Origin of the sequence: Novosphingobium sp. AP12 (genome assembly GCF_000281975.1) — a bacterium.
Classification (GTDB): Bacteria; Pseudomonadota; Alphaproteobacteria; order Sphingomonadales; family Sphingomonadaceae; genus Novosphingobium.
In genome coordinates this window covers 1-22,551 of sequence record NZ_AKKE01000033.1, presented here as the reverse complement: position 1 = coordinate 22,551, position 22,551 = coordinate 1, and the positions used below count along the sequence as shown (strand labels likewise).

The 22,551-nt window shown below is 68.7% G+C and carries 21 protein-coding genes; 9 read left to right on the top strand and 12 right to left on the bottom strand.

The window, feature by feature from the left end:
* Positions 1-262: 262 nt before the first annotated feature.
* The 5 genes from PMI02_RS06615 to PMI02_RS06595 all read left to right on the top strand — a co-directional run bounded on the left by PMI02_RS06615 (position 263) and on the right by PMI02_RS06595 (position 6,522).
* Positions 263-1,993 (top strand): IlvD/Edd family dehydratase, encoded by a 1,731-nt coding sequence (locus PMI02_RS06615; protein ID WP_238539010.1) that lies wholly within the window; start codon positions 263-265, stop codon positions 1,991-1,993.
* The gene (locus tag PMI02_RS06610; RefSeq protein ID WP_007680471.1) at positions 1,993-2,859 is read left to right on the top strand and encodes an SMP-30/gluconolactonase/LRE family protein; all 867 of its coding nucleotides are present in this window, start codon (positions 1,993-1,995) and stop codon (positions 2,857-2,859) included. The genes PMI02_RS06615 and PMI02_RS06610 overlap by 1 nt, the downstream gene beginning before the upstream one ends.
* 160 nt (positions 2,860-3,019) lie before the next feature.
* Complete coding sequence (locus tag PMI02_RS06605) at positions 3,020-4,144, top strand: aldose epimerase family protein (protein WP_007680469.1); 1,125 nt, start codon at positions 3,020-3,022, stop codon at positions 4,142-4,144.
* 14 nt (positions 4,145-4,158) lie between these two features.
* Positions 4,159-5,295 (top strand): cellulase family glycosylhydrolase, encoded by a 1,137-nt coding sequence (locus PMI02_RS06600; protein WP_007680467.1) that lies wholly within the window; start codon positions 4,159-4,161, stop codon positions 5,293-5,295.
* Positions 5,296-5,334: 39 nt separating this feature from the next.
* The gene (locus tag PMI02_RS06595) at positions 5,335-6,522 is read left to right on the top strand and encodes an SGNH/GDSL hydrolase family protein (protein ID WP_007680465.1); all 1,188 of its coding nucleotides are present in this window, start codon (positions 5,335-5,337) and stop codon (positions 6,520-6,522) included.
* Between the two features lie 47 nt (positions 6,523-6,569).
* Here the strand turns inward: PMI02_RS06595 and PMI02_RS06590 are convergent, their stop codons facing one another.
* Genes PMI02_RS06590 through PMI02_RS06575 form a run of 4 tightly spaced genes read right to left on the bottom strand, consistent with a single transcriptional unit; the run spans position 6,570 to position 10,676 of the window.
* Positions 6,570-7,595: a family 43 glycosylhydrolase gene (locus PMI02_RS06590; RefSeq protein ID WP_007680463.1), complete on the bottom strand. Its 1,026-nt coding sequence runs from the start codon at positions 7,593-7,595 to the stop codon at positions 6,570-6,572.
* Positions 7,592-8,227, bottom strand: a complete 636-nt coding sequence (locus PMI02_RS06585; RefSeq protein ID WP_007680462.1) for a 2-dehydro-3-deoxy-6-phosphogalactonate aldolase — start codon at positions 8,225-8,227, stop codon at positions 7,592-7,594. The genes PMI02_RS06590 and PMI02_RS06585 overlap by 4 nt, the downstream gene beginning before the upstream one ends.
* Positions 8,224-9,093, bottom strand: coding sequence for a 2-dehydro-3-deoxygalactonokinase (locus PMI02_RS06580; protein ID WP_007680461.1), 870 nt, complete (start codon positions 9,091-9,093; stop codon positions 8,224-8,226). Before PMI02_RS06580 ends, PMI02_RS06585 begins: the two co-directional genes overlap by 4 nt.
* Positions 9,090-10,676 (bottom strand): sodium/sugar symporter, encoded by a 1,587-nt coding sequence (locus tag PMI02_RS06575; RefSeq protein ID WP_007680460.1) that lies wholly within the window; start codon positions 10,674-10,676, stop codon positions 9,090-9,092. The genes PMI02_RS06580 and PMI02_RS06575 overlap by 4 nt, the downstream gene beginning before the upstream one ends.
* A 215-nt stretch (positions 10,677-10,891) precedes the next feature.
* Between PMI02_RS06575 and PMI02_RS06570 the strand changes: the two genes are divergently transcribed.
* From PMI02_RS06570 to PMI02_RS06560, 3 genes are all read left to right on the top strand, one after another.
* Positions 10,892-11,968 (top strand): family 43 glycosylhydrolase, encoded by a 1,077-nt coding sequence (locus PMI02_RS06570; RefSeq protein ID WP_007680459.1) that lies wholly within the window; start codon positions 10,892-10,894, stop codon positions 11,966-11,968.
* 182 nt (positions 11,969-12,150) lie between these two features.
* Positions 12,151-12,888: a FadR/GntR family transcriptional regulator gene (locus tag PMI02_RS06565; RefSeq protein ID WP_007680458.1), complete on the top strand. Its 738-nt coding sequence runs from the start codon at positions 12,151-12,153 to the stop codon at positions 12,886-12,888.
* A 100-nt stretch (positions 12,889-12,988) separates the two neighbouring features.
* Complete coding sequence (locus PMI02_RS06560) at positions 12,989-13,909, top strand: Gfo/Idh/MocA family protein (RefSeq protein WP_036502646.1); 921 nt, start codon at positions 12,989-12,991, stop codon at positions 13,907-13,909.
* A 2-nt stretch (positions 13,910-13,911) separates the two neighbouring features.
* Here PMI02_RS06560 and PMI02_RS06555 read toward each other — a convergent pair whose 3' ends face one another.
* The 6 genes from PMI02_RS06555 to PMI02_RS06530 form a co-directional block, all read right to left on the bottom strand.
* Positions 13,912-15,111 (bottom strand): CynX/NimT family MFS transporter, encoded by a 1,200-nt coding sequence (locus PMI02_RS06555; RefSeq protein ID WP_007680456.1) that lies wholly within the window; start codon positions 15,109-15,111, stop codon positions 13,912-13,914.
* A gap of 17 nt (positions 15,112-15,128) precedes the next feature.
* The gene (locus tag PMI02_RS06550; protein WP_036502654.1) at positions 15,129-15,944 is read right to left on the bottom strand and encodes a TauD/TfdA family dioxygenase; all 816 of its coding nucleotides are present in this window, start codon (positions 15,942-15,944) and stop codon (positions 15,129-15,131) included.
* A gap of 23 nt (positions 15,945-15,967) precedes the next feature.
* On the bottom strand, positions 15,968-17,335 hold the full coding sequence (locus tag PMI02_RS06545) for an amidohydrolase family protein (RefSeq protein ID WP_007680444.1): 1,368 nt from the start codon (positions 17,333-17,335) through the stop codon (positions 15,968-15,970).
* Between the two features lie 105 nt (positions 17,336-17,440).
* Positions 17,441-18,787 (bottom strand): AtzE family amidohydrolase, encoded by a 1,347-nt coding sequence (locus PMI02_RS06540; protein ID WP_007680441.1) that lies wholly within the window; start codon positions 18,785-18,787, stop codon positions 17,441-17,443.
* Positions 18,788-18,789: 2 nt separating this feature from the next.
* Complete coding sequence (locus PMI02_RS06535) at positions 18,790-19,026, bottom strand: hypothetical protein (RefSeq protein WP_007680439.1); 237 nt, start codon at positions 19,024-19,026, stop codon at positions 18,790-18,792.
* Positions 19,027-19,092: 66 nt separating this feature from the next.
* Positions 19,093-19,932, bottom strand: a complete 840-nt coding sequence (locus PMI02_RS06530) for a class III extradiol ring-cleavage dioxygenase (protein WP_007680436.1) — start codon at positions 19,930-19,932, stop codon at positions 19,093-19,095.
* A gap of 219 nt (positions 19,933-20,151) precedes the next feature.
* On the opposite strand from PMI02_RS06530, the gene PMI02_RS06525 reads away from it, so the two are divergent.
* Entirely contained in the window at positions 20,152-21,432 is a 1,281-nt protein-coding gene (locus PMI02_RS06525) for an MFS transporter (protein ID WP_007680434.1), read from the top strand.
* On the opposite strand, the gene PMI02_RS06520 is transcribed toward PMI02_RS06525, so the two are convergent.
* Together PMI02_RS06520 and PMI02_RS06515 are read right to left on the bottom strand one after the other, a co-directional pair.
* Positions 21,429-22,049 (bottom strand): hypothetical protein, encoded by a 621-nt coding sequence (locus PMI02_RS06520; protein WP_007680432.1) that lies wholly within the window; start codon positions 22,047-22,049, stop codon positions 21,429-21,431. The two genes, PMI02_RS06525 and PMI02_RS06520, sit on opposite strands and share 4 nt — an antisense overlap.
* A gap of 24 nt (positions 22,050-22,073) precedes the next feature.
* Positions 22,074-22,316: a hypothetical protein gene (locus PMI02_RS06515; RefSeq protein WP_007680431.1), complete on the bottom strand. Its 243-nt coding sequence runs from the start codon at positions 22,314-22,316 to the stop codon at positions 22,074-22,076.
* Between the last annotated feature and the right edge of the window lie 235 nt (positions 22,317-22,551).

The following is a 22,551-nucleotide window of genomic DNA, read 5'->3' as shown; positions in this document are numbered from 1 at the left end:
GCCTTCCCGGCGCTCATAGCTTTCTGTTCTTGGTCCGACAAGACGTATTTGTCGTATAAATAGGTTGCCACGAAAAAAACGCAGTGGTAGCCGCTCCATCAACGCTCCCGCGAGGGCCGCTGCACGTTGCGGCATCGATGGGCTAGCGAGCTTGAGGGAGGCCGACATTTCTTCCGCCGACGACACCGCCACCACCACCGGCACTGCAACCCGCCCGACCCTGCGTTCGCGCTCGTGGTTCGACAATCGCGACAACCCGGACATGACCGCGCTCTATCTCGAGCGCTATCTGAACTACGGGCTGTCGATCGAGGAGATGCAGTCCGACCGGCCGATCATCGGCATCGCCCAGTCGGGCAGCGACCTCGTGCCCTGCAACCGCCACCACATCGTGCTGGCAGAGCGCGTCAAGGAAGGCATCCGCGACGCGGGCGGCATCCCGATCGAGTTCCCCACCCATCCGCTTCAGGAAACCGGCAAGCGCCCGACCGCCGGGCTCGACCGCAACCTCGCCTATATCAGCCTCGTCGAAGTGCTCTACGGCTACCCGCTCGACGGCGTGGTGCTCACGATCGGCTGCGACAAGACGACTCCCTCGGCGCTGATGGCCGCGGCCACCGTCAACATTCCGGCGATCGCCCTGTCGGTCGGCCCGATGCTCAACGGCTGGCACGAGGGCGAGCGCACCGGCGCGGGCACCATCGTGTGGAAGGCGCGGCAGATGCTGGCCAAGGGCGAGCTGGACTACCCCGGCTTTCTCAAGCTGGTCGCCTCGGGCTCGCCGTCCACCGGCTATTGCAACACCATGGGCACGGCGACGACGATGAACTCGCTGTGCGAGGCACTCGGCATGTCGCTGCCGGGGTCGGCCGCGATCCCCGCGCCCTACCGTGACCGGCAGGAATGCGCCTGGGAGACCGGCCGCCGGATCGTCGAGATGGTGCAGGCCGATCGCAAGCCCTCCGACATCCTGACGCGCGAGGCGTTCCTCAACGCGATCCGCGTGAACTCGGCCATCGGCGGCTCGACCAACGCGCCGATCCACCTCAACGCCATCGCCCGCCACATCGGCGTGGAGCTGACGCTGGAGGACTGGGAAAGCCACGGCGCCGACGTGCCGCTGCTGGTCAACCTCCAGCCTGCCGGCGAATATCTCGGGGAGGACTACTACCGCGCCGGCGGCGTGCCCGCCGTCATGGGCGAACTCACCAAGGCCGGGCTCATCGACGGCGATGTGCTCACCGCCAATGGCAAAACCGTGGCAGAGAACCTCGTCGGCGTGCGCATCCACGACGACAAGGTGATCCGTCCGATCGACCGTCCTCTCAAGGAAGCGGCGGGCCTGACCGTGCTCAGCGGCAATCTGTTCGAGGGCGCGGTGATGAAGCTCTCGGTGATCTCCGAGGAGTTCCGCGGCCGCTACCTCTCCGACCCCGCCAACCCCGATGCCTTCGAGGGCCGCGTGGTCGTGTTCGACGGGCCGGAGGACTACCACCACCGCATCGACGACCCCGCACTCGGCATCGACGAGCACTCGATCCTCGTCGTGCGCGGCGCCGGGCCGGTCGGCTATCCGGGCGGCGCCGAAGTGGTGAACATGCGACCGCCCGCCGCGCTCATCCGCGCCGGTGTCCACGCCCTGCCCTGCATCGGCGACGGGCGCCAGTCGGGCACCTCGGGCAGCCCCTCGATCCTCAATGCCTCGCCCGAGGCGGCGGTCGGCGGCGGCCTCGCGCTGCTGCGCACCGGCGACCGCGTGCGCATCGACCTCAAGGCTCGCAGCGCCAACATGCTGGTGGACGAGGCCGAACTGGACCGCCGCCGCGCGGACCTCTCCGCGATCGAGGCGCATATCACGCCCGAATCGCAGACGCCGTGGCAGGAGATCCAGCGCGACCTCGTCGGCCAGTTCGCGACTGGCGCCGTGCTGGAATCCGCGGTTAAGTACCAGCGGATCGCCCAGACCAAGGGCCTGCCCCGGAACAGCCACTGATGACCGACATTCGAGTAATTGCCCGCGACCGCGTCGACACGCTTGGCGAGGGCCTGTTCTGGTCCGTCCGCGAGGGCGCGCTGCTGTGGACCGACATCCTCGGCCAGCGCATCAACCGGCTGACGCCCGCCACCGGCAAGGTCGAAAGCTGGGAGACCGGCGGCGCCACCGGCTGGATCATCGGCCGGGCCGAGGGCGGCTTCGTCGCCGGCATCGGCACCGCCATCGCCGGAGTGACGCTCGACCCCTTCGCGGTCGAGACCCTGGCGGAACTTCCCGGCGAGCCGGAGACCAACCGCGTCAACGACGCCGCCGCCGACCCGCTCGGCCGGCTCTGGCTGGGCACCATGTGCTACTCCTGCGACGCGCCCGTCGGCACCTTCTATCGCTTCGGCCACGGCGCGATCACCCGCGCCGCGCCCGACGCCTACACCATCCCCAACGGCCCCGCGATCGACCCGCAGGGCCGTTTCGTGCTCCATACCGACAGCGCGCTGGGCGTCATCTTCCGCTATCCGCTCGAAGGCGGCGTGCTGGGCCAGCGCGTACCGTTCATCACGTTCCCGGCAGAGGGCGATCCGGACAGTTGGGGCTCGCCCGACGGCATGACCTTCGACGCCGAGGGCCACCTGTGGGTCGCCTGCTGGGGCGACGGCGCCGTCCGCCGCTTCGCGCCCGACGGCACCCTGGTCCGCCGCATCGAACTGCCCGCCAGCCAGATCACCAACGTGACCTTCGGCGGCGAGGGGCTGGACCGGCTCTACGTCACCAGCGCCGCCAACGGCGTGGACGAGGAAGACGGCGGCGCGCTGTTCGAACTGGACCCGGGCTGCGTCGGCCTGCCGGCGTTCCTGTACGAGGGATAGGCCTTCGAGGTTTGAACATTGCGTCGTCCCCGCGAAAGTGGGGACCGCCGGGTACGAACCTCGCCGCAGGCCACCGCGCCGCAGCGCCTCGCCTGGAAACGGGTGCGGCCCTGCCAGCGGTCTCCGCCTTCGCGGGGACGACGATAAAAAAGGAGAGAGAATGCTCAAGCTCATCACCACCGCGGCCCTGCTGGCCACCGCCTGCACCCCCGCCCTCGCCGCCGAGGCGAAGCGCGAAAACTTCGGCCAGATGCCGGACGGCACCGCCGTCGAGGCAGTGACGCTCACCAACGGCAAGGGCATGTCGGTCCGGGTGATGACGCTGGGCGCGTCGATCCAGTCAGTGCTCGTGCCTGATCGCAGCGGCAAGACCGTCGACGTCGCGGTCGGCTACGACAGCCTCGAGGGCTATACCAAGGCGCCCGAGTTCTTCGGCGCCACCGTGGGCCGCGTCGCCAACCGCATCGCCAAGGGCAAGTTCTCGCTCGACGGCAAGGACTACACAGTGCCGGTCAACAACGGCGTCAACTCGCTCCACGGCGGCACCAAGGGCTTCGACAAGGTCGTCTGGACCGTGCGCGAGGTGAAGAACGGCGCCAAGGCCAGCGTGACCATGCGCTACGTCAGCCCCGACGGCGACATGGGCTATCCCGGCACGCTCACCACCGACGCGACCTACAGCCTCGACGAGCAGAACCAGCTGACGATCACCTACACCGCCACCACCGACAAGCCGACCGTGGTGAACATCTCGAACCACGCCTACTGGAACCTCGCGGGGCCGGGGCGTACCGCGATGGACCACCTGCTGACCATCCCCGCCGACCGCTTCACGCCAACCGACGAAACCTCGATTCCGCTCGGCGAGCACCGCAGCGTCGAGGGCACCGTGTTCGACTTCCGCAAGCCCACCCCGGTCGGCGCGCGCGTGCGCGACGCCCGCGACCCGCAGATCGTCTACGGGCGCGGCTACGACCACAACTGGGTCGTGGGGGAGGCCGTGACCAAGGACGAGCACCTGATGGCTCGCGTGGTCGAGCCCACCTCGGGGCGCGGGTTCGAGCTGTGGTCGAACCAGCCGGGCCTGCAGTTCTACTCGGGCAACTTCATGGACGGCACCATCACCGGCAAGTCCGGCCAGATCTACCGCGAGGGCGACGTGCTGGTGTTCGAACCGCAGCTGTTCCCCGACAGCCCGAACCAGCCGCAGTTCCCCTCGGTCCGCCTCGCTCCGGGCAAGACCTACCGGAACGTCATGACCTACAAGTTCTTCGTCACGCAATAACAGAGGATCCCCCCGTGAAAGCACTCGCAACCTGCCTGCTCGCTTCCGCCGCCGCGCTGCTGGCGATGCCCGCCGAGGCCCGCCCGCAGTGGACGCCCGCGCAGGCGAAGACGTGGTACGCCAAGCAGCCCTGGCTGGTCGGCTCGAACTTCGCGCCCGCCACCTCGATCAACCAGCTCGAGATGTGGCAGGAAGCCACCTGGGACCCGCAGCGCATCGACTACGAACTCGGCCTGGCGGAGGGCATCGGCATGAACACCATGCGCGTGTTCCTGCACGACCAGCTCTGGCAGCAGGACCCCGAGGGCTTCAAGAAGCGCATCGACGAGTTCCTGGCGATCGCCGCGAAGCACAAGATCAAGCCGCTGTTCGTGCTGTTCGACAGCTGCTGGGACCCGAAGCCCGTGCTCGGCCCTCAGCATCCGCCGATCCCCGGTGTCCACAACTCCGGCTGGGTGCAGAGCCCCGGCCTGCCCGCGCTGCGCGATCCCTCGCAGGAAGGCCGCTTCAAGTCCTACGTCGAGGGCGTGATCGGCGCCTTCGCCAAGGACGACCGCGTGCTCGGCTGGGATCTCTGGAACGAGCCCGACAACGGCGCCGACCAGTACAAAGACCAGGAAGGCAAGCAGCCGCTGGTGCTCGCCCTGCTCACCAAAGTCTACGGCTGGGCGCGCGAGGCCGAGCCTTCGCAGCCGCTGACGTCGGGCGTGTGGCAGCATGACGACTGGAAGACGCCGGGCGCGCTCACCCCGATGGAACAGCTGCAGCTCACTCAGTCGGACGTCATCTCGTTCCACGACTACAACTGGCCCGAGAAGTTCCAGGACCGCGTGAACCAGCTCAAGGGCTATGGCCGCCCGATCCTCTGCACCGAGTACATGGCGCGCGGCAACGGCTCGACCTTCGACGGCTCGCTGCCGATCGGCAAGCGCGAGAACGTGGCGATGATGAACTGGGGCTTCGTCGACGGCAAGACGCAGACCCGCCTGCCCTGGGACTCGTGGAAGAAGCCCTACACCATGGAAGAGCCGACGATCTGGTTCCACGAGGTCTTCCACACCGACGGCACCCCCTACCGCCAGGCCGAAGTCGACCTGATCCGCAGTCTCGCCAAGGCGCCGAAGGGCGTCGTCCCCGCGGCCAAGAAGTAAGGCTGGACAAGAGCCCGACTACTCCGACAAGAGGGCGGCATGATGCGCAACCTGACGTACCTTGCCGCCCTCTGCGGAGCCGCACTCCTGACCACTCCGGCCCTCGCCGCAGCGACCTGGGCCGGAGCATGGGGCTATGCCCCCGCCGACAGCGGCGCCGGCGAACCGGTACAGCCCGCCGGCACCTACCGCTACCGAGTCCGCCTCACGCAGGCGGGTGACGCCATGCAGCTCACCTTCAGCAATGCCGAGGGCGACCGCCCGCTGGCCATCGCGGCGGTGAGCATCGCCAGCCCCTCAGGCCCTGTCGGCACCGAAGTCGGCGCCAATCCGGTCCATCCCATCCGCTTTTCCGGCCAGCCCGCCGCCGCGCTGCCCAAGGGCCATACCGTCGTCAGCGATCCGATCATCGCCCCCTTCCACGACGGGCAGGACGTGATCGTCAGCGTCACCTTCTCCACGCCGACCCGCCCTGCGCGCACCAACCTCGGGCTCGAGATGGCGTTCGCGCCGATCTCCACCGGAACGCCGGTCTTCGCGCCGATCCAGGCGCGCTCGTACCTCTCGCTCGTCTCGGTGCGCGCCGCGCAGGCGCCCTGCACCGTGGTCGCCTTCGGGGATTCAATCACTGATGGCTTCCTCGGCCTCTCGCCGCAGACGCGCGGCTGGCCGGGCCGGCTGGCCGAGCGCATGGCCGCGCTCCCGCCGAGCCGCCGCTGCAGCGTGGTCAACATGGGCGTGAGCGGCAACCGTGTCCTGCGCGAAGGCCGGGGCGTCTCCGCCCTCGACCGCTTCTGGCGCGACGTGGCGAGCGTCCCCAACGTCACCCACGTCATCTTCCTCGAGGGCATCAACGACATCGGGGCAGGTGCCAACGAAGGCGCCGACGCGGTCAAGCCGGATGACCTGATCCGTGGCTACCGCCAGTTCGTCACCCGCGCCCACGCGCTCGGCATCAAGGTCATCGGCGGCACCATGACCCCGGCGATGCACGCGGGCTACATGTCGCCGGTCAAGGACCAGACGCGCATGGCGGTGAACGCGGCAATCCGTAACGACAGGATCTTCGACGGCGTGGTCGATTTCGAGGCCGCGGTGCGCAATCCCGCCGTGCCGACGGACTTGCGCCCGGAGTTCGACCCCGGCGACCACCTCCACCCCAACGACGCCGGGCTGCGCGCCATGGGCGACGCGGTCAACCTGACGCTGCTGGCTCCGGTGAAGTAACGCAGCTTGCCTCCCCGCCTCGCTGGAGGAGGGGAGGTCAGTTCAATTCAAGGCTGCGGCGCGGGGACAGGCTCCCCCGCGCGCGCGGGCACCGGGAACACCGGCATGCCATCCTTGCTCCACTCTATCCGCTGCACGCGCGGCGAGCGGGCCGCCGTGCACTGCTGGTCGGCGCCGGTGTTGGCATGGTACACGATCCAGGTCTGGCGGCCGCCATCCGTCGTGAAGAAGCCGTTGTGGCCCGTTGCGTAGACGTTGTTCTCCGGCGCCTTGGCGAGCACGGGTTTCGGCGACTTGGTCCAGCTTTCGGCTTTCACCGGATCGCTGCCCGGCTTCGCGTGGAGCAGGCCCAGAGCATAGTCGTCCGACCAGCATGCGCTGGCGGAGTAGGCCAGGAACAGGTCGCCCTTCGGCCCCGGCAGGAACTCCGGTCCTTCGAGGATCTGGCGGCCACCCTGCCGTTCGAACGGCTGGTCGGGGCGCGCGATCACGGTCTCGCCGGGGCCCAGGGTCCACGGGTTCGTCATCGGCGCGATGGCGAGCACGCTGTCGGGGCCGTCGTAGGCGGAATAGATGAAGTAGCGCTTGCCGCCGGTCTCGAACACGGTGCCGTCGATGCCGGTCATGCCGGTGACGATGCGGCCCCGGTCGATCCACTCGCCCCCGAGCGGATCGGCGCTGGCGTTCTCCAGCACGAAGATGCCCCGGTGCGCGTCGTCGTCGTGCCCGGCGGCGGCGGCGGTGTAGTACACATACCACTTGCCGTCGAGGCGGTGCAGTTCGGGCGCCCAGATCGAGATCGCATTCGGGCCGCTGGCGGGCGGGGTCCAGATGACGTGCTCGGGCGCATCGGCCAGCTTCGACAGGTCGTCGGTCTGGCGGATGGCGAGGCGGTCGCCCTTGGTGCCCATGAAGTAGAAAGTCGAACCCTCGTGGACGATCCACGGATCGGGGCCGCTCGCCAGCAGCGGATTTGTCAGCGTGGCGCTGGCCGTGGTGGGCGAGTTGCCGGTCGTCGCGCAGCCGCCGAGGGCCAGCGCCGCGAGCGCGAGGGGAGCGAGGGCGCGGATCATGCGCGGCCCTCCATCTCGGCCCAGGCCGCCGCGAAGGCGCGGGCGTTGGCGGCGATCTCCTGCGTGGTGGCGCTGGCCTTGTAGAGCGCCGAGCCGAGGCCGAAGCCGTTCGCGCCCGCGGCACGCCAGGGTCCCATGTTGTCGGGCGAAATACCCCCGACCGCGAACAGCGGCACGTCCTTGGGCAGCACCGCGCGCTGCGCCTTGACCACGGAAGGGGTAGCCGCCTCGGCTGGGAACAGCTTGAGGCCGCTGGCGCCTGCCGCGAGCGCGGCGAAAGCCTCGCTCGGCGTGAAGTAACCCGGCAGCGAGACCATGCCGCGCCTCGCGCTCTCGGCGATCACGGCCACGTCGGTGTTGGGCGAGACGATCATCGCGCCGCCCGCGTCCTGCACCTGCGCGACCTGCGCCACCGTCAGCACGGTGCCCGCGCCGACGATCGCCCGGTCGCCCACGCGCTTGGCGAGGCGCTCGATGCTGACCAGCGGGTCGGGCGAATTCAGCGGCACCTCGATCAACGTGAAGCCCGCCTCGACGAGCGCGTCGCCGGCGGCCTCGACCTCGTCAGGGCGGATGCCGCGCAGGATGGCGACCAGCGGCAGGCCGGCAAGAGCTGTGGTGAAATCGATCATGGCATGAGGTTCCTGATGCGGGTGATGCCGGCAACGAACGAGGCGTGGCTGTCGACGACGACGGCCTGCCCTCCGGCGGTGGTGATGGCGGCGGTGTAGAGCCGCGCGAGAAGTCCGTCGGCGAGAAGATGCACGACCTGGGCGGGCGTAATGATGCGGGCGCGGCAGTCGCTGCCTATGAGCAGGCCGCTGACGTAGGCAGCCGCCTCGCCCGGTGCACGCTTGCCGAGCACCGAGGCGGCGCGCACTCCGAACAAGGCGGAGAGCAGGTCGGCATCGGCGGAGGCCTCCACCCCCTCGCGGAACGAGGCGTCGGCGTCCACCTCGCCGGCCATCTCGCTGCCGATCAGGGCATGGGCCTTGAGCAGCGCGAACATTTCGCCGGTCATCGCGGTGGTGAAGTCGGCGATGGCGCCGCCCTTCATCACCGCCCACTTGTTGTGCGTGCCCGGCTGGCACAGCAGCGCGTCGGCCGGCGCGAGCCCGGCGGCGACGGCGCCGAGCAGTTGCACTTCCTCGCCGCGCATGACGTCCGCGCGGGTCGGCGTGTCGACGCAGACGCCCGGGACGATGGCGACGCCGTCCTCCGGATGCGCCATGGCGGCGGCGACCGCCTCGATGGTGGCGGAGCAGGCGACATAGCCCGCATCGTGCCAGCCCCGATTGGAGCCGACCATGCCGGCCAGGACCACCGGCAGCCCGCCCAGCCGCGCGCGCAAGGCGGCGACCTCTGCAGGGAAGCCGCCCGCCGGAACCGACAGAATGCCCATGTCGTCACGCTCGGTCTGGACGACCTCGCCATTCTCGATCCGGTAGGCGCGGCGGTTGGTGGTGCCCCAGTCGACGGCGATGAAGGGCGCGCTCACCAGAACACCGCGTAGAGAACGCATAGGACCAGAACCACGGCAATCGCTCCTGCATTGAAGCCGGTCGAGGTGGCGTAACGCACGTCGCCGGTCGAGATGGTGTCCTTGTCCGGCCGTCCGGGCGTCAGCAGCGAGACGACCACCGCCAGCACCAGCGCCGCGAGGAAGACGATCCCCATGCGATCCATGAACGGCACGCCGGGCGCCCAGACCTTGAAGCCCCACGACAGCAGCACCGAGGCCACCGCCGCGCTGATCGCGCCCGGCTCGTTGGCGCGGCGCCAGAACAGGCCGAGGAGGAAGATCACGGTGATGCCCGGCGTGAAGAAGCCGGTGAACTCCTGGATGAACTGGAACGCCTGCTCGCTCGACCCGACCAGCGGGCGCGCGGTCAGGATGGCGATGACGATGGCGACGATGGCGACGATGCGGCCGACGCCGACCAGCTTGCGGTCCTCCGCAACAGCGTCCTCGCCCACCTTCACGCCCTTGAACTTGGCCCAGACATCGAGCGTGAAGATAGTCGCGATCGAATTGATCTTCGACGCGGTGGAGGCGATGATCGCCGCCACCAGCGCCGCGAAGACCAAGCCCAGCAGGCCCGGCGGCAGCAGGCGCATCATCGTCGGATAGGCCTCGTCCGGCTTGGCGAGGTCGGGCGCAAGGATGACGGCGGCGATGCCCGGCAGCACGATGATGATCGGCATCATGAGCTTGATGACGGCCGCGAACAGCATCCCGCGCTGTGCCTCGTCGAGCGACTTGGCGGCCAGCGCGCGCTGGATGATGTACTGGTTGAAGCCCCAGTAGCTGAGGTTCGCGATCCACATGCCGCCGATCAGCACCGACAGGCCCGGCAGGTCCATGTAGTGCGGATCACCCTTCTCGAGGATCATGTGGAAGTGGTCGGGCGCAACCTCGACGAGGCGCGAGAATCCGGCGACGACACCGCCCTCCCCGCCGATCTTGCCGAGCGTCAGGAAGGCGATGATGAGCCCGCCCATGACCAGCAGCGTGACCTGCACGATGTCGGTCAGCGCCACCGCCTTGAGCCCGCCGCGCAGCTGGTAGAGCAGCGCGAAGACGCCGAGCACCACCAGCGCCACGTCCTGGTTCACGCCCGCCACCTGCGTCACCGCGATCGAGCCGAGCCAGATGATGCTGGTGAGGTTCACGAAGACGTAGAGCACCAGCCAGAACACCGCCATCAGCGTGCGGATACCGGGGCCGTAGCGCCGCTCGAGGAACTGCGGCATCGTGTAGATCTCGTTGCGCAGGAAGATCGGCAGGAAGAACTTGCCGACGATCAGCAGCGTCGCGGCCGCCATCCACTCGTAGGAGGCGATGGCAAGGCCGATCGCGTAGCCTGAGCCCGACATGCCGACGATCTGCTCGGCCGAGATGTTCGCGGCGATCAGCGAGGCGCCGATGGCCCACCACGGCAGGTTCTTCGAGGCGAGGAAGTAATCGGCCGAACCCTTCGGCCCGGCGCCCGGCTTGTCGCGGCTCACCCACTGGGCGAGCCCGAATATGCCGATCGCGTAGATCACCACCACCGCGATGTCGATCGTTGCCAGTCCCATCTCGTCTCCCCGCACTATCCTGTGCCGTAACCCTAAGACCGCCTCGACTGCCGACCCAAGGCACCCGCCGTCAAGCGCAAGCGTCTCGAATCAACCGGGCGGGCTGTCCGAGCCCTCCATAACGTCTAAAACCGTATTTATAAGATGAATCTTGACAATGCGCGTCATGGCCTGTTTTTTGAGGGCACGAACGAACAAACATTGGGAGATGGAATTTGGCACGGGGCAATTCGCGCATCGCCGCAGGCATGGCCATGGCGGCGATCACGGTCATGACGACGCAGGCGGCCGCGGCGCAGTCGGTTCAGGCGAAACCCGCACGGACGGAGGTCGTCCCCGGCGCACCGGAAACGCCTTACGTCGATCCGGACAAGGCGTACCTCTTCGCGCACATGACCAAGGAGCGCTACGGCGTCCTCTACTACACGGTCAGCCGCGACGGGCTGCACTGGACGCAGATCAACGGCGGCAAGCCGGTGTCCGAGGATTACCACGGCCACCCCTCGATCGCGCGCGGGGCGGACGGGCGCTACTACCTCGTCGGCAACAAGAGCGACGAGGACCCCTACATCCGCTTCTGGGTGTCGGACGACCTCGTCAGCTGGAAGCCCTACGGCACCTACAAGCCCGACGTCCTGCACGTCCCCGGCCTGCCGCACGCCATGCAACGGATCGGCGCGCCGAAGCTGTTCTTCGACAAGCCCTCAGGCAAGTTCCTGCTGACCTGGCACACCGCCACCGTCCCCGGCGTGCCCGAGGACCCGGAGCGCTACTGGGCTAGCCAGCGCACGCTCTATGCCCTGTCGAGCGACCTCAAGACCTTCGACAAGGCGCCCAAGCGCCTGTTCGACTGGGACATGGCGACGATCGACACCTTCATCCAGCCCGAGGCGGACGGCAGCGGCTACTGCGCGGTCATCAAGGACGAGCGCTACCCCAGCTACAACTGGACCACCGGCAAGACCGTGCGCGTTTCCTGCGCCAAGGACCTGCTCGGCCCCTACCCGCTGCCCGGCCCTTCGATCAGCCCCAACTTCCGCGAAGCCCCCACGGTAATCCGCGCGCCGGGCGGCGAGGACTGGCTGATGTATTACGAGCAGTACGCCGGCACCAGCTACGGCCTGTCCAAGGCGCCGCGCCTCACCGGCCCGTGGTTCCAGGTCTCGGGCAACTCGGGCGTTCCCGAATGGAACCGCTACGAAATGCCCAACGGCCTGCGCCACGGCTCGATGATCGAGATCAGCAAGGTCCAGTACGACGCCCTCGTGAAGGCTTACCCGAACTCCAAGTGACCTTTTGCGGCCATCGTTCCCGTGCGCGGGGACGATGGCTTCGCGCTGATGGCGACCGCCATTATCGTACAAGTTGACTTATCATATTAAAGGACCTTGCCTCGCCGCGCAGGTTCACTACGGTGAGCAGGCGACAGGATCGAACGGCCCGAGCGGGCGACGGCAGGTACAAGGACAGCTCAGTGACAGGCTCCTCCCATCTCATCGTCGATGAGCCAGCGGCACAGCTCGGCCGCAACCTGACCTATGGCCTGCTCGACAGCATCGGGCGCGCCATCGTCACCGGGCACTTCGAGAACAAAATCTTCCCCACCGAGGCGGAACTGGCCAAGCAGCACGGCGTCAGCCGCTCCGTCACGCGCGAGGCAGTCAAGATGCTGACCGCCAAGGGCCTGCTCAGCGCTCGCCCGCGCCAGGGGACGACGGTGCAGCCGACCTCGTCGTGGAACCTGTTCGATACCGACGTGCTGCGCTGGATGCTCGAGCGCCAACTCTCGGTCGACCTGCTGCGCCAGTTCAACGAACTGCGCGTCTCGGTCGAACCGGAGGGCGCGGCGCTCGCCGCGCGGGTCGCCGGGGACGAGGACATCGCCCGGATCGACGCCGGCCTGGTGCGCATGCGCGCCGCCGAAAGCGGGCTGGACGATCCGCTGGAGGCCGACATCGCCTTCCACGTCGCCATCCTGCGCGCTTCCAAGAACCCATTCTACATACAGCTCCGCGACGTCGTCAGCACCGCGCTACGCACCTCGATCCGCTTCACCAACCGCATCAAGGGCCGCACCGCCGACGTCAACGAGCATGCCAAGGTGCTCGACGCGATCGTCGCGCGCGATCCCGACGCGGCGCGGATCGCGATGCGCACGATCATCGGCGACGTGCTCGGCCTGATCGAGGAACGCCAACCCCCGGCCGAGTGAAATTTTTCGGCGTGTGGGCACGCGAAAACTGGTCTGACCGCTTGATCGTTGCGCCGTCCACCGATAATCGACGATAAATATTACAAAAAAGGGAATAGACGTGGAGCCTGTCAGATTGGGTCTCGTCGGGATCGGCAAGATCGCGCGCGACCAGCACTTGCCCGCCATCGCCGGGAACGAGCGCTTCGCCCTCACCGCCACCGCCAGCCGCCACGGCCGCGTCGATGGCGTCACCGGGTATGACAACATCGCCGAGATGGCCGCCGCCTGCCCGCTCGACGCGGTCTCGCTCTGCACCCCGCCCGATGGCCGCTACCAGCAGGCGCTTGCCGCGATCGAGGCGGGCCTGCACGTCATGCTGGAAAAGCCACCGGCCGTGACCCTCTCGCACGTCGAGGCGCTGATAGAGGCCGCGCGCGCCGCCAACGTCACCCTGTTCGCCACCTGGCACTCGCGAGAGGCGGCGGGCGTCGGCCCGGCCCGCGCATGGCTCGCCGACAAGCACATCGAGGCGGTGCGGATCGACTGGAAGGAAGACATCCGCCGCTGGCATCCGGGGCAGGAGTGGATCCTGGGTCCTGGCGGCTTCGGCGTCTTCGATCCCGGCATCAACGCGCTCTCGATCGCGACCAGCATCCTGCCGCACGAACTCTTCGTGGAAAGTGCCACGATGGACGTGCCAGAAGGCCGCGCCTCCCCGCTCGCCGCCAGCCTGCAGATGCGCAGCGGCAGCGCCGAGGTCCGCGCCGAATTCGACTTCCTCCAGACCGGCCCGCAGACCTGGTCGATCGAAGTCGACACCGACCACGGCACCCTGCGCCTCACCCAGGGCGGCAGCGTCATCCAGCGCCCCGGCGAGAACGAGCGCACCGAGCCCGACCTCGAATACGCACGCCTCTACGAGCGCTTCGCCCACCTCGTCGCCGAACGCGCGATCGACGTGGACCTGCGCCCGCTGCGTCTCGTGGCCGACGCGTTCCTCATCGCGGACCGCCGCGTGGTGGAACCCTTCGCGTTCTGAAATCAGCCTGAAGCCGTCGCCGGCGCGGCGGCTTCAGGCTCGCGCGGCAGGGCCAGGCTCGCCGCCGCGATCGGGATCATGGCGATGCCGAAGCCGATGATGGCGGGCGCGTAGCCGCCGGTGGCGTCGGCGACCATCCCGGAAATCCACGGGCCCAGCGCGGCGAGCCCCGCCAAGCTCCAGACCGCCCCCAGACTCGCGGCGCCTCCGGCCGGGCCGAAGTAGCGCACCAGCAGCAGCGTCACCGTCAGCGTGGCGCCGCCGACACCTGCGCCCATCAGCAGCGCGAAAGCGTGGAGTGCCAGCGGATCGCGGCTGAACCCGAGGATCAGCATGCCCGCCGCGCAGGCCGCCAGCGTGACCGGCAGCATCCGGCGAGGGCCGACCTTGTCGGAAAAATGCCCGAGCAGCCCGGTCACCAACGCGCTCGCGATGCCCTCGACCCCGAGCAACCGCGCGGCGAGCTCGCTCGTCAGCCCCTGCCCGACCAGATGCGCGGGCGCGACGCTGGCCACGGTGACGAGGCAGATCTGGCTGGCAACGATGCCGGTCGCCAGCAGCACGAAGACCGGCGAGCGCAGCACCCGGCTCAGCCCGCGCAGCCAGTTGCCTTCGCCACCGGGCGTCTCGATCACAGGCGGATCGCGCAGGCAGACGGCGCAGAACACCGCGTTGACCGCGCAGAGCAGCACAACCGCAAGGCTGTACCCGCGCCAGCCATCCGCCTCGATCAGCGCCTGTGCTCCCGGCGGTCCGAGCGCGTTGCCCAGCATCGCGACCATCATGTAGATGCCGATCAGTCGCGGCGCGCGCGGCCCCGCCCAGCCGGACACCAGGTAGACGCCCGGCGTGTTTGCGCTCAGCGAAAAGCCGACCCCCGCCATCAGCGCGCCGAGGTAGAGCTGCGCTAGGCTCGCCGTGCCCCACAGAACCAGGAAGGCGCAGCCGAGCACCACCTGCCCGGCCACGACCGTTCGGCTCGCCCCGATCCAGCGGATCAGCACCACGGGCATCGGCGCTCCCGCGCAGGCGCCCAGCACTACGAGGGTATAGGCCGCGCCGGTGTCGGTGGCCGACCATCCGAGGTCCCGCCCCATCGCGAACAGTGCGAGCCCGAACGCCGCGAAGACCACCGCCTGTGCCAGCACCAGCGCGCTCGACACCGCCGTGACCACCGCCAGTTCACGGCCGCGCCCCGGCATGGCGGCGGAGGCCGGCGTCAAAGCGGTACGTCGCCCATGATCTGCACGCGGAAGCCCGAGCGGGTCTGCGGGAAGTAATCCCAGATCGCCGAGTGCTGGGCGCAGCGGTTGTCCCAGAACGCGATCGAGTGCGGCTGCCACGAGAAGCGGCACTGGAACATCGGCGCCTGAACGTGCTGGAACAGGTAGCCGAGCAGCGCGTCGCTTTCCGCGCGCGGGATGCCCTCGATGTAAGTGGTGAAGCCCTTGTTCACGTAGATCGCCTTGCGCCCGGTCCATGGATGGGTGCGGATCACCGGATGACTTGTGCGCGGCAGCGTCATGCCCTCGGGCGTGATGCCGCCGAAGCCGACCACGGCGTCGTGCATCGCATTCAGCCCCTCGAGGTGCGCCTTCATCCGGTCGGACAGCGCGTCGTATGCCGCGTACATGTTCGAGAACACGGTATCGCCGCCGACCGGGGGCACGGTGTGGAGATAGAGCACCGACCCCAGCGGCGGCTCGGGGTCGCAGCTCATGTCCGAGTGCCAGTCCTCGCCCGCGACGAAAGTGGAATCGGCGTCGGCGTGGATGATCGTCGCTTCGGGATAGCCGGGCGCCTGCCACGGCTTGGTGCTGGGCGCGATGTGGATGCCCCCGAAGTACTTCGAGAAGCGGATGTGCGCCTCGTGGTCGAGCGGCTGGTCGCGGAAGAAGATCACCAGCCGGTCCTCGAGCGCGCGGTGCAGTTCCGCCACCACGAGGTCCGACAGCGGCTGCGTCAGGTCCACGCCCGAAACGGTGCCGCCGATGCCGGGGGTGAGCGGCGTGACCGTGATTGCCGAGTATTCCACTTGCGTGCGTCCCTTCGTGTGTTTCAGCCGATCGGCCATTCGCTGACGAGCGGCAGGCCGGAGCGGCCGAGCACCGCCTGAGCCGCCGCCTGCCCCTCGGCATAAAGCGCGTCCTCGTCGATCAGGGTGCAGCGGTAGTCGTCCACCACCCGCACGCCGTCCACCCACACCGAATGCACGCCTCGCCCGTCGGCCGAGGAAATCAACTGCTCGACCGGGTTGTTGAGCGGGCACCATTCGGGCCGCCGCATGTCGTGGGCGACGATGTCCGCCTTCATGCCCACGGCGAGCGCGCCCATCGTGTCGGACAGGCCGAGCACCTTGGCGCCGTTCAGCGTGCCCATCTCTAGCGCCTCGTGCGCGGGGAACAGCGAGCGGTCCTCGCGCGCATCGCGGAACAGCGAGGCCATGAGCGCCATCACCCGCATCATGTCGTGGTTGTCCGCCCCGTCCGTGCCGAGCGCGAGGTTGACGCCCGCCTTCGCCATTTCCGGGAACAGGCCGCGATGCGTGACGCCGTAGCCGCTGCGCAGCGAGGCGTCGGGGCAGTGCGTGACGTTGGTGCCGCTCGCCGCGACCAACTCCGCCTCGTGCGCGTCAATGTGGACCATGTGGACGAGGTTGAGGTGCGGCCCCAGCACGCCGATGTCGGAAAGATGCTCCACCGCGCGGCGGCCGGTATTGGCGAGATACCATTCGGAATCGCCGCCCACCGGGCTCATGTGCGCCGACACCCGGGTGCCGGTACGTTTGGCGAGATCGGTGACGCTGCGCCAGAGTTCATCGGTCGCGGTCATGTGGCCGATGAGGTTGGGCCAGGCGGCAATGCGGCGCCCGTCCTGCGGGTAGCTTTCGAGGTCGGCTTCGAGCGCGGCCAGCGCCTCGCGGGTGAGCGCCTCGGCATCGGCGGAGGGGTCCCAGGCGCGGTCCTCGGTCCAGCGGCCGGTGCGGGCGCGGATGCCGGTGCTCTCGATCGCGGCCATGACCTCGTCAAAGGCGATGATCGTGCCGGCTTCCAGGAACGTCGTCGTGCCGGTGCGCAGCATCGCGGCTATGGCCAGCTTCGCGGCGACGATCTGTTCGGCCGGCGAGTGGTCTTTATAGAGCGGGATGACCCAGCGGCCCAAGGTCTCGTCGAACGGCAGGTCGCCGGGGATGAAGCCGCGGATCAGCGTCTCGGTGATATGGACGTGGCAGTTCACGAAGCCCGGCGTCAGCACGAACCGCGAGCCGTCGATCACCTCGCGCGCATCGATCCCGGCGAGGTCGGCGCTCTTGCCCACCGCGACGATGGTGTCGCCGGCGATGGCGACCGCTCCGTCCCGGATGATGCGGCGCTGCGCATCCACCGTGATGAGGCAAGCGCCGGTGATGAGTGTGTCTGCCTGCATGCGTCCCCGCCCGTCCTTGTGCCTGCACTCTAGCGCAGAGCCGGGCGGCGGCTTGTGCGAAAACGGCGCAATTGTTGACGGACGGGCCTCGAAAGCCGCGAAGGCTCAGCCCGCCGGCGGCACCGGTACCGCGCAGAGCCCCTTGTCGATCAACTGCCGCGCCGCGCGGAACAAGAGCGGCTCGTTACCCGCAGCGCTGATGAGCTGGATGCCGAGCGGCATCGCGAAGTTGCCCGCCAGCGGCAGCACCAGCGCGGGCAGGCCCATCAGGCTGATCGGCTGGGTGTAGATGCCGAGGTGGCTGCGCGCCGGGATCGACTTGCCCTCGAAGGTCATCACCGGGTCGGCGATCAGCGGCGCGAAGCCGGGCGCGGCGGGAGTGAAGAGGACGTCGGCCAGCTCGAACTGGCGGCGCAGGCGCGCCTGGATCCAGCTCCGGAAGCGCTGGGCGGCAAGGTAGTCGTCGCTCGGAAGCAGCAGCCCGGCCAGCAGCCGTTCGCGGACCGGCGGCTCGAACTGCATGGGATCGGCCTCGAGCGCGGGGCGGTGCAGGCTCGCCCCCTCCGCGGCGATGATGACCGAGGCGGCGGCGCGGGCGATCTCGGAGTGCGGCAACTCGAAGCCCACACGACCGAGACGCGCCCAGAAGGCGTCGAGCGGGCCGCGCATTTCCTCGGAGATATTGTCGTCGAACCAGCTCATCAGGCGGCCGAAGGAAATCTCGCCGCGCAGCGTGTCCGAGCGTTCGGGCGCGCCTTCGCGCAGGATCGTACGCACCAGCGCAAGGTCGTCGAGGTCGCGGCCCAGCGCGCCGACCACGTCGAGGCTCTCGACGAAAGGATAGACGCCGTCACGCGGCAAATCGCCGTATGTGGGCTTGAGGCCGATCACGCCGGTGAGCCCGGCGGGCACACGCAGCGAGCCGTTGGTGTCGAAGGCGAGGCTGATCGGCACGGTCCCCGTCGCCACCGCCACGGCCGAGCCGCCCGCCGCGCCGCCGGCGACGCGCGCCGGGTCGTGCGGGTTGCGGGTGGTGCCGTAGTGGGCGTTCATGGTGACGAAGCCGTAGCCTAGCTCGTCCATGTTCTGCGTACCGACGAGCACCGCGCCTGCCGCTTCGAGCAGGGCGATGGCCTTGGCGTCACGGCTGGCGAAAGCGGCATTGCGGCGCGTGCGCGAGCCCGCCGTGGTGATCTCTCCGGCCACGTCGAACAGGTCCGCCACGCCGAACGGCACGCCCGCCAGCGGTCCGGGATCGAGCCCGGCCTCCACCAGCTTGTCGACCGAGGCGGCGCGCAGCAGCGCCCGCTTGCGCAGCAGCCGGGTGAAACCGCTGCGCTCGGCCCCGAGAGCCTCGGCATGGTCGAGCGCATCGCGGCACAGATCGACGGCGGTGGTGGCACCGCTGCGCACCTGCGCCGCCATGGCGATTGCGGTCAGGGGAAGGCTCATGCTCACGCCTCGAAGCGCATGGCGCTCGCGCTGCGCGGGTCGAGGGCGAAGGCGCGCAGAGTGGCGACGTGGTCCTGCAGGACGATCAGATTGGACAGCACGCCCGGCACGCACTCGGCGGGCGCGGACACGCCGGCTTCGGCCATGCGCGTGCGCACGCTGTCCTCGGTGGGACGAGCGGCCTTTCCGCCTGCCGCCTCTGCCTGCGTCACCGCCATCTCCTCTCGCGCGCCGAACAACAGCGGCCACCCTTACAACCTTGCGGAACGGCGGCAAGGGCTTCGAGGCGCGAGAGAGCTGTTCGGTCAGCCGAAGCGGAAAGCCGAAATGTCTGCCATCATGACGTTGTCGCCGAACACCTTGGTCCCGGGCGAATCCCCGCCCGCGCCCGCCGCGACCATGAGCGGCAGCAGGTGTTCCTCGCGCGGGTGAGAAAGGCGGCCGGCCGGAGCCTCGGCCCAATGCGTCAGGTTGGCGTCACGTTCTGCCGGAGCGGCTTCGACCGCGCCCGTCAGCCACTGGTCGAACACCGCCGAGGGGCGGGTTGCCGAGGGCGTACGGAAACCGCGCATGTTGTGATAGCTCATGCCCGAACCAACGATGAGGATGCCCTCCTCGCGCAGCGGCGCCAGCGCGCGGCCGGCAGCGATGTGCTCGGCGGGGTCGAGGTCCGCCTTGAGCGAGAGCGGCACGACCGGGATCGACGCCTCGGGGTCGATCAGCAGGAACGGCACGAAGACGCCGTGGTCGAACCCGCGCGAAGGGTCGGTACGCGCTGGCAGGCCCGCCTGGGTGAGCAGCGAGACGATGCGCTCGGCCAACTGCGGCGCGCCGGGCGCGGGGTACTTCAGCTCGTAGGTATGCGGGGGGAAACCGTAGTAGTCGTAGATCATCCCCGGCTCGACCGCGGCAGAGGCGGTGAAGGCCGGCTCCTCCCAGTGGCCCGAGACGACGACGATGCCCTTGGGTTTCTCCGGCAGCGTCGAGACGAGGGCGCGCAGCCACGCCTCGGTCTTGTCCCAGGTGTCGGCCGGGCCGCCCATCGCCGACCAATCCATGAAGAAGCAGGGCCCGCCGCCGTGCGGGATGAAGAAGGTTGGCATCTGTGTGTCGGAAGCCGCCATCCCGGCCGTCTGAGCATTCATCGCAGCGAATCGTCCCTTGTTGAATCCCGGTCGTTTTCCCGGCGGCGTCTCTCTGGTGAGCCCCGCAAGGTGTGGGCATCAAGTTCGGATTGCCGATGCGCGCATGCAAGGGCGCATACTTGATACGGCGCGAAGGATTTGTTGCAGCGCAGTGATAATCGCTTGGGATCAGGGCCGCGCGGGGATTTACTCCATGAAATTCGGATTTTGGAGACCCAGATGCCCACCGCTTCCCGGGACCGTGCCGCCACTCAACTTGCCATAGCCGCCACCATGGGCAACCTGGTCTGCACCACGGCCGCCATCAGCGCGACCTTCGGTACGTTCCTCGTTCCGATCACCCAGGACCTGGGATGGTCCCGCGCGGCAGTCTCGGGCGTGCTCGGCCTCATCGCGATCCTGGCCGCGCTGAGCTATCCGCTGATCGGGCGGACTATGGACCGGATCGGCGCGCGGCCGATGGTGCTGGCGGGCAACGTGGCACTCGGCGTGCTCATCATGAGCCTGTCGCAGACGACCGGGAACATCTGGCTGTTCTACGCCCAGTTCGGCGCGATCGGCCTGGCGGGGGCGACCTGCGCCTCCCCGATGATCGCCAAGGTCGTCTCCAACTGGTTCGACAAGCGCCGCGGCCTGATGCTGGGCGTTACGGCAGGCGTGGGCAACGGTGTGGGCGCCACGGTCATGCCGATCGTCGCGGGCATATTGCTGCCGCTGATCGGCTGGCGCGCGACTTACGGCGCGATCGGGCTGATCGTGATCGTCGTCGGCTTCCCGCTGATGTGGCTGTGGCTGCACGACACCCCGGCCCGCGTCCCGCGCGCCGCGCCGCAGGCCGAGCCCGCGCCCGTGATGGAAGGCATGACCTTGCGCGAGGCGGCCTCGACCCGTCACTTCTGGGTCCTGCTGATCGCGGTGGCGAGCGGCGGCGGCGGCATGACGGCTGTGTTCACCCACGTCGTCCCGATGATGACCGACCGCGGCTTCGGCCTCGGCGAGGCGACCGCCACGATTGCGACCTTCGCGCTCGTCACCGCCGCATGGCAGGTGGTGACCGGCGGTCTGCTCGACCGCTTCCGCACGCCGCTGCTGGTGGTGCCGATGTACGGCGCGGCGATGGCGGGCCTTGCCCTGCTCCAGTTCGGCCAGGGCAGCGTCGCCATGAGCGCGGCGGGTGTGCTGCTCGGCATCGGCATGGGCGCGGAATACGGCGCGCTTTCGTACTTCTGCTCGCGATACTTCGGGCTCAAGCACTTCGGCTCGATCAACTCGGTGCTCTACTCCGCCGTGATCCTCGCGCAGGGGCTGACCCCGGCGGCTATGGACCTGAGCTACGGGAGCACCGGCTCCTACGACCAGGCATCGACCGCGATCATCGCGGTGCTGGGCGTGGGAATGGCGCTGCTGTTCCTGCTCCCCGGCATCGGCGCGGATGGACGCACCCGGTCGCGCCGCCCGGTCGCCGAGCCCAGCGGCGAGATGGCGCTGGCGGCGGGCTAGGAAGGCGCAGCCGCCGAAGTCGCGTAGGCCCGGACGCGGTCGATCGAGGACAGGCTTTCGGCGGTCCACCGGTCGAACGCATCGACGAGGACGGGGCGCACTTCGACATAGTCGCCGGGCCGCTCGGAAAACGCTACGTAACCAAGCTCCGCTGCTCTGGTGAGGACGTTCTTGACGTGAGTTCGCGACATGCCGCCCCGCTGCGCCGCGTGGGAGTAGAAGCCGGACGACGTGCGGTTTCCGGCCCTGCCGCGGATAGACTGCATCAGGATCATCAGCACGCGAAAACCCACCGATTCCTGTACAAAATAGTCCATCGGCGGATTGGCGCTCATGATCTCGTTGGCGATGTCGAGCGTCTTCAGCCCGGCAAGGCGGAAGGCGCGCTGGTAGCCGTGATCGTGGTCGAGCGCGGGGCGGTAATCCTCTTCGGGCCGCAGCAGGGCGAGCGGGCGGTGGAACACCTCGATCCAGTCGCAGTCGGCGGCGATGGCGCGCGGCGTGGCGCGCAGCATGCGGGCGCGGCCGTCGTGCGGTGCTGGCACGCTCTCGAGCAGGCCCTCGTGGCGCAGATTGGTCGCGAGGTCGATGATGCGCCGGCCCGGGGCGATGCCCATCGTCGGCAGGACGTCGTTCAGGACCTACATCGGTACGCCGCCGGCTTCATCCGCCGGGTCGCGCATGGCATCGAGCGAGACGATCAGCATGAAGGTCACCCCGCGGTCGTACTCGACGAGGCCGCGTAGCCGCCAATCGTCGAGATAGAGCCCGGCCAGCCCATCTATCAACGCGGCCTTTGCATCGTCGAAGCGTGGATGCGCACGCACTCCATCGACCGTGATATGGTCCGCGCCGGGATCCCCGGCCCTCCAGTCCTGCTGCATGCCCCCGTGTCGCCCCCGTAGATATCGAACGGCTGTCCCGCGATCGAATGGGAAAGCCGGCAGCCGCAACTCTCGTGTCAGGGAATCGCGCCTGGCGGCATCCACCCACGCTCGCCGCCAAGGGACTTCGGCCTTGCCGATGTTAACCATCGCTTGGACCAAGTCGCAACGAAATTCGCAATGATTTCAGCGACAAATGGTTAAATCGAGTAGGGGGGGCGCCTTACGGCGCCCC

What these genes read in the sequence shown, in the direction of transcription:
- PMI02_RS06555 (WP_007680456.1), bottom strand. Translation starts at nt 15,111, where the DNA reads ATGCCGGGGCGCGGCCGTGAACTGGCGGTGGTCACGGCGGTGTCGAGC.
- PMI02_RS06605 (WP_007680469.1), top strand. Translation starts at nt 3,020, where the DNA reads ATGCTCAAGCTCATCACCACCGCGGCCCTGCTGGCCACCGCCTGCACC.
- PMI02_RS06575 (WP_007680460.1), bottom strand. Translation starts at nt 10,676, where the DNA reads ATGGGACTGGCAACGATCGACATCGCGGTGGTGGTGATCTACGCGATC.
- PMI02_RS06615 (WP_238539010.1), top strand. Translation starts at nt 263, where the DNA reads ATGACCGCGCTCTATCTCGAGCGCTATCTGAACTACGGGCTGTCGATC.
- PMI02_RS06585 (WP_007680462.1), bottom strand. Translation starts at nt 8,227, where the DNA reads ATGATCGATTTCACCACAGCTCTTGCCGGCCTGCCGCTGGTCGCCATC.
- PMI02_RS06595 (WP_007680465.1), top strand. Translation starts at nt 5,335, where the DNA reads ATGATGCGCAACCTGACGTACCTTGCCGCCCTCTGCGGAGCCGCACTC.
- PMI02_RS06610 (WP_007680471.1), top strand. Translation starts at nt 1,993, where the DNA reads ATGACCGACATTCGAGTAATTGCCCGCGACCGCGTCGACACGCTTGGC.
- PMI02_RS06515 (WP_007680431.1), bottom strand. Translation starts at nt 22,316, where the DNA reads ATGCAGCAGGACTGGAGGGCCGGGGATCCCGGCGCGGACCATATCACG.
- PMI02_RS06540 (WP_007680441.1), bottom strand. Translation starts at nt 18,787, where the DNA reads ATGAGCCTTCCCCTGACCGCAATCGCCATGGCGGCGCAGGTGCGCAGC.
- PMI02_RS06545 (WP_007680444.1), bottom strand. Translation starts at nt 17,335, where the DNA reads ATGCAGGCAGACACACTCATCACCGGCGCTTGCCTCATCACGGTGGAT.
- PMI02_RS06525 (WP_007680434.1), top strand. Translation starts at nt 20,152, where the DNA reads ATGCCCACCGCTTCCCGGGACCGTGCCGCCACTCAACTTGCCATAGCC.
- PMI02_RS06520 (WP_007680432.1), bottom strand. Translation starts at nt 22,049, where the DNA reads ATGGGCATCGCCCCGGGCCGGCGCATCATCGACCTCGCGACCAATCTG.
- PMI02_RS06530 (WP_007680436.1), bottom strand. Translation starts at nt 19,932, where the DNA reads ATGAATGCTCAGACGGCCGGGATGGCGGCTTCCGACACACAGATGCCA.
- PMI02_RS06590 (WP_007680463.1), bottom strand. Translation starts at nt 7,595, where the DNA reads ATGATCCGCGCCCTCGCTCCCCTCGCGCTCGCGGCGCTGGCCCTCGGC.